General features: G+C 70.9%; 3 protein-coding genes and 1 pseudogene. 2 read left to right on the plus strand and 2 right to left on the minus strand.

Going from position 1 to position 3,905, the window contains the following annotated elements; translation table 11 throughout:
• Together D7V88_RS39540 and D7V88_RS39545 are read left to right on the plus strand one after the other, a co-directional pair.
• Positions 1-1,396: sigma-54-dependent transcriptional regulator (locus D7V88_RS39540; RefSeq protein ID WP_208726735.1), on the plus strand; the 1,396-nt coding region annotated here is incomplete at its 5' end.
• A gap of 146 nt (positions 1,397-1,542) precedes the next feature.
• Positions 1,543-2,853 (plus strand): sensor histidine kinase, encoded by a 1,311-nt coding sequence (locus D7V88_RS39545; protein ID WP_120545685.1) that lies wholly within the window; start codon positions 1,543-1,545, stop codon positions 2,851-2,853.
• Here D7V88_RS39545 and D7V88_RS39550 read toward each other — a convergent pair.
• Complete coding sequence (locus D7V88_RS39550) at positions 2,822-3,379, minus strand: hypothetical protein (protein ID WP_120545686.1); 558 nt, start codon at positions 3,377-3,379, stop codon at positions 2,822-2,824. The two genes, D7V88_RS39545 and D7V88_RS39550, sit on opposite strands and share 32 nt — an antisense overlap.
• A gap of 148 nt (positions 3,380-3,527) precedes the next feature.
• Positions 3,528-3,905: pseudogene (locus D7V88_RS43380) on the minus strand (hypothetical protein); the annotation flags it as partial.

Raw genomic sequence — 3,905 nt, forward strand, 5'->3', positions numbered from 1 at the left:
GCCCTCCAGTGCTCCGCGCCCCACCCGCATCCTCGTGGCCGACGACCAGTCGGACGTGCTGGAGGCGCTGCGGCTCTTGCTCAAGCGCGACGGCTACACGGTGGTGAGCGCCCAGTCCCCCGCGGGCGTGCTCGCCACGCTGGACGCCGAGGACGTGGAGCTGGTGTTGATGGACCTCAACTACGCGCGCGACACGACGTCCGGGCGCGAGGGCCTGGACCTGCTCGGCCAGCTCCGCGCGCGGGATGCCCTGCTGCCCGTGGTGGTGATGACCGCGTGGGGCAGCGTCGAGGGCGCGGTGGAGGCGATGCGCGCGGGGGCCCGGGACTACGTGCAGAAGCCCTGGGACAACACGCGCCTGCTCGCCACGCTGCGCACGCAGTTGGAGCTGGCCCGCGCGCTGCGGCGCACCCGGCGGCTGGAGGGAGAGAACCAGCACCTGCGCCGCGAACAGGGAGGACGCTCCCCGCTGGTGGGCGAGTCGCGCGCCATGCTGCCGGTGCGCCGGCTCATCGAACGCGTGGCGCCGTCCGCCGCGCCGGTGCTCGTCACCGGGGAGCACGGCACCGGCAAGGAGGTGGTGGCGCGCCTGCTCCATGCGGCCAGCCCCCGCGCGGACCGGCCCTTCGTCGCGGTGAACTCCGGCGGCCTGTCGGAGGGCGTCTTTGAAAGCGAGCTGTTCGGTCATGTGAAGGGCGCCTTCACCGACGCGAAGACGGACCGCATCGGCTGCTTCGAACTGGCGGACGGCGGCACGCTCTTCCTGGATGAGATTGGGAACATGCCGCTCGGCCAGCAGGCCAAGCTGCTGCGCGTCCTCCAGACGGGAGAGCTGCACCCGGTGGGCTCGTCGCGCATGCGCAAGGTGGACGTGCGCGTGGTGAGCGCGACCAACGTGGACCTGGGCCGGGCGGTGACGGAAGGCCGCTTCCGCGAGGACCTGCTCTACCGGCTCAACACCGTGGAGGTGCAGTTGCCGCCCCTGCGCGAGCGGCGCGAGGACATCCCGCTGCTCGCCGCGCACTTCCTCGCGCTCCAGGGTCAGCGCTACGGCCGCCCCACCGTCCACCTGGCGCCGGACGCGCTGGAGGCCCTGATGGCCTATCCGTGGCCGGGCAACGTGCGCGAGCTGGAGCACGCCGTGGAGCGCTCCCTGCTGATGGCGACAGGGGACCGGGTGGAGGCGGAGGACCTGCTGCTCAAGCGCGCGGGGCAGAACCCTGGAGGTGCCGCGCGGCTGGAGGAGATGACGTTGGAGGAGGTGGAGCGCTACCTCATCGAACGCGCCCTCGGTCGTCAGGACGGCAACGTGAGCGAGGCGGCGAAGGCCCTGGGCCTGTCGCGCAGCGCGCTCTACCGGCGCCTCCAGTACTACGGCATCAAGGGCGCCCGTTGAAGCTGGGGCCGAAGCTCGAGCTGAAGCTCAGGTCGAGGCTCGGGTCGAGGCTCCGGCCGAACCTCGGGCAGAAGCTCAAGCCGAGATCAGGGCTGAAACTCGGGCTGAAGCTCTGGTCGAGGTCCCAGCCGCACGACCTGCGCGTCATGGGGCTCGCGGTCCTCGCGGCGCTGCCCGCCGTCGTCGTGTCGCTCGCGCTGCTGTGGACGGGGGACTTCAGTGCCAAGGTGCGCTGGACGCTGTCCGTGCTGGTGCTGGCTGTCCCAACCGGAGCGTGTCTGGCGTTGCGCGAGCGCGTGATACGGCCGCTGCACACGGTGGCGGGCCTGCTGGCCGCGCTGCGCGAGGGTGACTACTCCGTGCGCGGGCGGGGCGGACGCGCGGGCGACGCGCTGGGCGAGGTGCTGCTGGAGGTCAACGCGCTGGGGGACACGCTGCGCGAACAGCGGCTGGGCGCGATGGAGGCGGGCGCTCTGCTCGCGCAGGTGATGGAGGCCATCGACGTGGCGGTGCTGGCCTTCGACTCGGAGGGCAAGCTGAAGCTGGTGAACCGCGCGGGCGTCCAGTTGGTGGGCCTGCCGCGCGCGCAGCTCGTGGGGCAGCGGGCGGAAACGTTGGGATGGCAGGAATTGCTGGAGGGTCCCGCCCCACGCCGGCTGACGCAAGCCTTTGCCCGGGAAGGTGGCCCCTACGAATTGTGGCGGGGCACGTTCCGCGAGGGAGGCCAGCCGCACCAGTTGGTGGTGCTCACCGACCTGCGTCTGGCATTGCGCGAGGAGGAGCGCGAGGCGTGGCGCCGTCTGGTGCGCGTGCTCAGCCACGAAATCAACAACTCCCTCACGCCCATCCAATCCATCGCGGACGCGCTCCGGGACCTGGTGGCCCAGGTGCCCCGGCCCGCGGATTGGGAGGAGGACACGCGGCACGGGCTGGGCATCATCGCCCGCCGCGCGGAGGCTCTGGCGCGCTTCATGTCCGCCCACGCGCGTCTGGCCCGCCTGCCCCCGCCCACGCCGGGCACGGTGGAGGTGGAGGCCTGGGTGCGGCGCGTGGTGGCGCTGGAGCCGCGCCGTCCGGTGGCGGTGCGCCCCGGCCCCGCGCTGACGGTGCCCGGGGATGCGGACCAGTTGGAGCAGGTGCTCATCAACCTGGTGCGCAACGCGGTGGACGCCGTCCTGTCGGAAGCCGGGGGCCAGGGCGGTGTCTGGGTTTCCTGGGCGGTGCACGCGCCCGGCGCGGTGGAGGTCTGGGTGGAGGACGAGGGCCCGGGCCTGTCCGACACCGCGAACCTCTTCGTGCCCTTCTTCACCACCAAGCCGCAGGGCAGTGGCATTGGACTGGCGCTCAGCCGGCAAATCGCCGAGGCCCACGGCGGCGGTCTGCGATTGGAGAACCGCACCGACGGGCGCGGCTGCCGCGCGCGGCTCAAGCTCCCGCTGGACGCTCCGCGCGCGTGACGGGCACCTGGAGGGACTCGGACGCCGGCTCGGACGTCCTGGGCGCGACGGGCTGGGGATCCCTCACGACCCACTGGTACAGCAGCGCATTGGCCGCCCAGAAGAACAGGCTGCTGAAGCTCACGTAGAGCAGCCGGGTACCGGGCCACACCTGGAACGGGTGGTGGAACACCTCCGCCGCGATGAAGCCGCACAGCCACTGGCCCGGCCAGCACAGCGCGGTGGTCCACAGCACGCGCTGCCACAGGGCCATCCGGGCGGGCCGGAACCAGAGCGTGTTCAGGGCCCACAGCGCCACCACCGCGCCGCTCCACAATCCCAGGCTGACGACGGAGAACCCGCGGTGCGGCGACTCCGGGTACACCCAACCCCAGTCCCCGTTCATCCAGCGGAAGGCCACGTTCTGGGACAGCTCCAGCAACCAGAAGCACGGGGCCAGGATGAGCAACTGCACCAGCAACACCCGTCGCGCCAGGTCCGCCACGCCCCTGAGGAGCTGCCCGTACGTCCAGGTCAGCGCAATCATTGGTCCCTCCCCGGGCGCGGTGGGCTCTGTGCCCCATGTCTTGAACGGTGTGGCCTTTATTTCTTGATTTATGCGGTTGGAAGGGCCTCCCGGGTTTCATCCCACACAAGCAATCCCAATGGTTTGCATGGTCAGACGCGCGCCGGTGCTATTCAAAGACGGACAATTCGGAGAGGGAGAGGATTGCCCCGGGGTTCGTGCCACCGCTGTATTCCAGCAGCTCCACGGAGAGCCGGACGTAGCGGATGGGGGCCGCGTCGGCGAGGGGCAGCTCGACGAAGGCAGGCTCCACGTCTCCGAGGAGGATGGGGGAATCCCCGTAGGGCGATTCCTGCTCGGTGAGGTCGGCGAAGTCGCTGTGCAGGAAGAAGTTCAGGGTCTCGTTGTACGAATCGAGCTCCCGCAGCACGGTGCGGCTGAGCTGCTGCCAGTGCTCTCCGTCCAGGCTGCCCTCCAGGACGAGCCATTCCTTGCCCTCGTAACTGTTCGCGTGGCGCAGGTTCCGCACCACCGCATGGCGGGGGCG

It is taken from the genome of Corallococcus terminator (assembly GCF_003611635.1).
GTDB classification, from domain to species: Bacteria; Myxococcota; Myxococcia; order Myxococcales; family Myxococcaceae; genus Corallococcus; species Corallococcus terminator.